Below are 6,078 nucleotides of genomic sequence, written 5' to 3' on the forward strand. Positions count from 1 at the left end.
TACGACGACCTGGAAAACAAAATGCGTGCAGAAGCCGCGGCCAAGGGCATCAAGTTCCACAAAGCCAGCGACGCCTTCAACAAGGAGCTGCAGGCGCTCGGCGCCCCGCTCACCCAGGCCTGGTTGAGCGATGCGCAGAAACTGGGCATCAACGGCCGCGAAGCGCTGGACTTCTACCGCGCCGAGGCAGCGGCCAACCGCTGACCCCCGAGGCCCCGGCCGTCGGCACGCGCGGGGGCCTGTTGTGGACTGGAGACCCCCCTATGTTTGTGAAAAATGCCTGGTACGTGGCAGGGATGGCGGCGGAATGCACCAACAAGCCCTTGGCCCGGACCTTCCTGAACGAAAAAGTGGTGCTGTTCCGCACCGCCCGCGGCACCGCCGTGGCCTTGGAGGACCGCTGCTGCCACCGCCTGGCGCCCCTGTCGCTGGGCGACGTGGAGGACGGTGGTATCCGCTGCCGCTACCATGGCATGGTGTTCAACGCCAGCGGCCAGTGCGTCGAAATCCCGGGCCAAGAGCAGATTCCGCCCGGCATGTGCGTGCGCAGCTTCCCGCTGGTGGAGCGCCACAACCTGCTCTGGATCTGGATGGGCGACCCGGCACGCGCCAACCCCGACGACATCGTGGACGTGCACTGGAACGGCGCCCCCGGCTGGCCCACCGCCACCGGCTACATCCACTACCAGGCCAACTACCAGCTGATCGCCGACAACCTGCTGGACTTCACCCACCTGACCTTCGTGCACCGCACGACGCTGGCCAACAACGCCTTCCCCAACGCCCGCCCCGAGATCATTCCCTTTGACCGTGGCATCCGCTTGAACCGCGTCATCCGCAATTGCGACCCGTCGCCCCTGCACGGCATGGCCGGCCGGTTCGCCGGCAAGGTGGACTTCTGGAACCGCCAGGTGTGGTGGCTGCCCTCGGTCTTCGAGAACTGGGCCGGCTCGGTGCCGCCGGGCGAGGGCGAACCGCACGAGCGCGACGGCGCGTTGCACCTGCGCCACTTCTCGCTGCTCACGCCCGAAACCGAGCAGACCACCCACTACTTCTGGGTGCAGCCCTGCCAGTTCCCGCACGACGATGCCCGCATGATCGAGCGGGTGGGCCAAGGCATTGCCACCGCCTTTGCAGAAGACCGCTGGGTGATCGAAGCGCAACAGCAGGTCATCAACAGCCAGCCGGATGCGAAGATGCGCTCGGTGCGCAACGACGCCGCACTGGGCCGGGTGCGTTACATGATCGACCGGCTGCTGGAGCAAGAAGCCGGCGAATCCAGCCGCGTCGTGCCCATCACCCAGGCGGCCTGACATGCGCATCACTGCAGCCGTACTGAACGCCCCGGGCACCCCGCTGGTCATCGAGCCGCTCGAGATCGAGGCGCCGCGCGACCGCGAGATACGCGTCAGGCTGGTGGCCACCGGTGTGTGCCATACCGACATTTCCGTCATGGGCCGCCCCTTCCCGGTCGATCAACCCATCGTCCTCGGCCACGAAGGGGCCGGCGTGGTGGAGTCGGTAGGCAGCGCAGTCACCAAGGTCCAGGTGGGCGACCGGGTGGTGCTCAGCTACAACTTCTGCGGCGCCTGCCCCAGCTGCCTGCGCCACGCCCCCAGCTACTGCCGGTATTTTTTCGGCAGCAACTTTCTGGGCCAGCGCCGCGACGGCAGCACCGCCTTGTCACGCGACGGCCAGCCGGTGCGGCACCACTTCTTCGGCCAGTCGTCGTTTGCCACGCACTGCCTCTGCACCGAACAGAACGTGGTGAAGGTGCCCGACTCGGTGCCCCACGAACTGTTCGAGTTGTTGGGTCCATTGGGTTGCGGCATCCAGACGGGGGCCGGTGCCATCATCAACGTGCTCAAGCCGCAGATGGGCGAATCGGTGGTGGTGTTCGGCACCGGCGCCGTGGGCATGGCGGGCCTCATGGCCGCCCGGGCCATAGGGGCAGCGACCATCGTTGCCGTGGACCGCGTGGCGGACCGCCTGGCGCTGGCGGCCGAACTGGGTGCCACCCACACCGTGCTGGCCGATGGCGACACCGACGTGGTGGCCCGCATCCGCGAGCTCACCGGCGGTGGTGCCGATTGCAGCCTGGACACGACCGCCGTCAGCGCGGTGCTGCGGCAGGCACTGGACGGTCTGGGGCCACTCGGGCGCTGCGGCTTCGTGGGGGGCGCGCCGGTCGGGACCCAACTGGAAGTGGACGTGCGTGACGTGATGCTGAATGGCAAAACGCTGCGCGGCATCGTGGAGGGCGACGCGAACGCCGATGCCTTCATCCCCGACCTGATCCGCCTGCAGGCCCAAGGCCGCTTCCCGTTCGAGAAGCTGATGAAAATCTACCCTTTCGAATCCATCCACCAGGCCATGGCCGACGCCCGCGCCGGCAGCACCGTCAAGCCGGTGCTGCGGATGCCGGCCTGACGTTTTCACAGGATTGCACCGACATGAGTCACAGCGAACCCCCTTGCAACGGCGACCGGCCAGACGGCCTCGATCGGGTACTGGCCTGGCTCAGCGCCGTGCCGGTGGCACTGATCGTGGTCCTGACGTTTGCCGATGTCCTCGGACGCTACATTTTTGCCTCGCCCGTGCGCGGCAGCGTCGAGGTGATCGAATACGCCATGGCGGCGGTCATCTTCACCGCGCTGCCACTGGTGACTCGACACCGGGCGCACGTCACGGTCAGCCTGATCGATAACCTGGTGCGCGGTCGCGGCCGAACCATCAAGTTGGTGCTGTGCGATGCCTGCAGCGCCATCGCTCTGGGCCTGCTCACCTGGCGCCTCTACCTGCAGGGGCAAGACGACCTGGAGAGCGGTTCGGCCTCCATCGTGCTGGGCCTGCCCCACGCCCCGCTGAGCTTTGCGCTCATGCTGTTCGCCGGCCTGAGCACGTTGGTGGTGCTGAGGCTCATCTGGCGCACCTTGCAACACAAAGGAGACCCCGCATGACCGCGGCCATCGTCGGCTTCGCAGCCGTTTTTCTGCTCGCCTTTGCCGGTGTGCCCCTGGCGTTTGCCATGCTGCTGGCGGGGGTGGGCGGCTACGCGGCCCTGCGCGGCGTGGACCCGGCCCTGCACATGCTGGGCCAGGTGGTGGTCGATGCCTCCACCAACTACGGCATGTCCGTGCTGCCCATGTTCATCCTGATGGGACTGTTCGTGCACAAGGCCGACATCAGCGGCGAGCTGTACGACGCCGCCAACGCCTGGCTGGGCCACCTCAAGGGTGGGCTGGCCCACGCCACGCTGGCGGCCTGCAGCCTGTTTGCGGCCATTTCCGGGAGCTCCATCGCCACCGCCGCCACCATGACCAAAGTGGCCATGCCACCGATGCGCCGCCTGGGCTACCACGACCGGCTCTCGACCGGCGCCGTGGCCTCGGGCGGGGTGTTGGGCGTGCTCATTCCGCCCTCGGTGCCCCTGGTGATTTTTGGGCTGCTGACCGAGACCGACATCCGCCAGCTGTTCATTGCCACCATCGTGCCCGGCCTGCTGCTGCTGGCGCTGTTCCTGGGTGCGGTGTGGGTCACCCTGCTGCTGAACCCCGAACTGGGCCCCCGCGGTCAGCGCCTGCCGCTGCGGCAACGCTTCCTGGCGCTCAAAGGGGTGTGGTCCACGATCGTGCTGTTTGGGTTCGTCATGGGCGGGCTGTACGGCGGCGTGTTCACCGCCACCGAGTGCGCCGGCATGGGTGCCACCGGCGCCCTGCTGATTGCACTGGCACGGCGCAAGCTGACCCTCCAGGGCGTGCTGTCCTGCTTGCACGAAACCGCCGCGACCACCGCCATGATCTTCGCGATCGTCTTCGGTGCCCTGGTGTTCGCCAACTTCATCACCCTGTCGGGCCTGACCTTTCAGCTGGTGGAGTGGATACAGAACAGCGGGCTCTCACTGGTCGGGGTGCTGCTGGCCATGGTGTTCATCTACCTGGTGCTGGGCGCGCTGATGGAGGCCATGGGCCTGCTCCTGCTGACGGCCCCCATCTTCACCGCCGTGGCGGTGGAAATGGGCGCCTCCCCGATCTGGTTCGGCATCTTTGTGGTGATGATGATCGAGATCGGCATGCTGACACCGCCCGTGGGCATGAACGTGTTCACCGTGAAAACGCTGCTGCCCGAGGTCAAGCTGTCCACCATCTTCCAGGGGGTCATGCCGTTTGTGATCGCCAACCTGATCGCCGTGGGCCTGCTGATCGCCTGGCCGCAGATTGCCCTGGTGTCGCTGGGCTGGTTCTGAAGACACGTCTACCGACCGGTGCAGGCCACACCGGGGGTGCATGCCCAGAGCCGTGAGTGCAATCTGGGTCCCCGGTGCCCCCTGAACGCGTACACCAAGACCGCGGGCTTGTGACTTACTTGGCGTTGGCGGTGTGCAGCGCGTTCTCAGTTTTCTTGTCCACCACAACCGACTCGCCCATCTTGACCGGCAACTGATTGGGATAGTCGTACCCAGTGCCTTTGTTGTGGTCGATGATTGCACCGATGCCTCCGCCAAAGATGATGTTTCCAAACATCGAGCCCGCGGCTCTGGAAATGGCTTTCAGGATGCCATCGGGCAGGCCTTCCTTCTTACAAGCCACTTCCAGGTCTTCGTTGGATTTGCGCACCGAAATGTTGCTAGGAGTACGCGCAGTCCAATTGCCTTTCTCGTTGTTGATCTTGCACTCGGCCTCCACTGGCTTGCCTTCGAATGTGGCCGTCAAAGAGACGGGTTGCATCTCGCTTTGCGTGATCGACGAGCAACCGCCAATCACCACCGCCATGCTCAACAAAGCCCAGACTTTTGCCCCTTGAAATATCATATTCATCCCTTGAAAAAGTTGGGAGAATTGTCACTCGGATACGACGGCCTCAAGCTCCCCTGTTTAGGGGAGCCGCCAAGAAAAAAGGGGGCCTCTGCCCCCTCTTTCCAACCACTCGCGAGCCAAACTACTCCACCGTCACACTCTTGGCCAGGTTGCGCGGCTTGTCCACGTCCGTGCCCTTGGCCAGCGCCGTGTGGTAGGCCAGCAGCTGCAGCGGCACCACGTGCAGGATGGGGCTGAGCACGCCGTAGTGCTCGGGCATGCGCACCACGTTCAGCCCTTCGCCGCTGGCGATGTGGGTGTCGGCGTCGGCCAGCACGTAGAGCACACCGCCGCGCGCGCGCACCTCCTGCATGTTGCTTTTCAGCTTTTCCAGCAGCGCGTCGTTGGGTGCCACCGTCACCACCGGCATGGCGCTGGTCACCAGGGCCAGCGGGCCGTGCTTCAGTTCACCCGCGGGGTAGGCCTCGGCGTGGATGTAGCTGATCTCCTTCAGCTTCAGCGCGCCTTCCAGCGCAATCGGGTAGTGCAGCCCCCGGCCCAGGAACAGCGCGTTGTCCTTTTGCGCAAACGCCTCGGCCCACTGGATGAGCTGGGGCTCCAGCGCCAGCACGGCTTGCAAGGCCACCGGCAGGTGGCGCATGGCCTTCAAGTGTTGTGCTTCGTCCTCGGCGCTTAGGCGGCCTTTGGCCTGGGCCAGCGCCAGCGTCAGCAGGAACAGCCCGGCCAACTGGGTGGTGAAGGCCTTGGTGCTGGCCACGCCAATTTCCACCCCGGCGCGGGTGATGTAGGCCAGCTCGCACTCGCGCACCATGGCGCTGGTGGCCACGTTGCAGATGGTCAGCGTGTGGGTCATGCCCAGACTCTGCGCGTGGCGCAGCGCGGCCAGGGTGTCGGCGGTTTCGCCGCTCTGGCTGATGGTGACGACCAGCGTCTTCGGGTGGGGCACGCTGGTGCGGTAGCGGTATTCGCTGGCCACTTCCACCTGGGTGGGCATGCCGGCGATGCCCTCCAGCCAATACTTGGCGGTGCAGCCGCTGTAGTAGCTGGTGCCGCAGGCCAGGATCAGCACCTGGTCGATGTCTTTGAACACGCGCCAGGCGGCGGTGGCGTGCTCGCCCTGGCCGTCGAACAGCTCGGGGGCAATGCCCTCGATGCCTTCCAGCGTGTCGGCGATGGCCCGCGGCTGCTCAAAGATCTCTTTCTGCATGTAGTGCCGGTACGGTCCCAGCTCCACCGCGCCGCTGTGGGCGTGCACGGTCTT

The 6,078-nt window shown here is 65.8% G+C and carries 6 protein-coding genes and 1 pseudogene; 5 read left to right on the plus strand and 2 right to left on the minus strand.

Features of this window, described 5'->3' with window-relative positions:
- The 5 genes and pseudogenes from HA630_RS17595 to HA630_RS17615 form a co-directional block, all read left to right on the plus strand.
- Positions 1–204, plus strand: a pseudogene (locus HA630_RS17595) (hypothetical protein); the annotation flags it as partial.
- Positions 205–263: 59 nt separating this feature from the next.
- On the plus strand, positions 264–1,313 hold the full coding sequence (locus HA630_RS17600) for an aromatic ring-hydroxylating dioxygenase subunit alpha (RefSeq protein ID WP_166836381.1): 1,050 nt from the start codon (positions 264–266) through the stop codon (positions 1,311–1,313).
- 1 nt (position 1,314) lies between these two features.
- The gene (locus tag HA630_RS17605; RefSeq protein ID WP_166836383.1) at positions 1,315–2,430 is read left to right on the plus strand and encodes an NAD(P)-dependent alcohol dehydrogenase; all 1,116 of its coding nucleotides are present in this window, start codon (positions 1,315–1,317) and stop codon (positions 2,428–2,430) included.
- Between the two features lie 23 nt (positions 2,431–2,453).
- Positions 2,454–2,960, plus strand: a complete 507-nt coding sequence (locus HA630_RS17610; RefSeq protein WP_166836384.1) for a TRAP transporter small permease — start codon at positions 2,454–2,456, stop codon at positions 2,958–2,960.
- Positions 2,957–4,246, plus strand: coding sequence for a TRAP transporter large permease (locus HA630_RS17615; RefSeq protein WP_166836386.1), 1,290 nt, complete (start codon positions 2,957–2,959; stop codon positions 4,244–4,246). Before HA630_RS17610 ends, HA630_RS17615 begins: the two co-directional genes overlap by 4 nt.
- Positions 4,247–4,361: 115 nt before the next feature.
- Here the strand turns inward: HA630_RS17615 and HA630_RS17620 are convergent, their stop codons facing one another.
- Together HA630_RS17620 and glmS are read right to left on the minus strand one after the other, a co-directional pair.
- Positions 4,362–4,817 (minus strand): hypothetical protein, encoded by a 456-nt coding sequence (locus HA630_RS17620; RefSeq protein WP_208300148.1) that lies wholly within the window; start codon positions 4,815–4,817, stop codon positions 4,362–4,364.
- Between the two features lie 121 nt (positions 4,818–4,938).
- The coding region (glmS, locus tag HA630_RS17625; RefSeq protein WP_166836387.1) for a glutamine--fructose-6-phosphate transaminase (isomerizing) at positions 4,939–6,078 on the minus strand (1,140 nt) is incomplete at its 5' end.

Source organism: Aquabacterium sp. A08 (genome assembly GCF_011742065.1).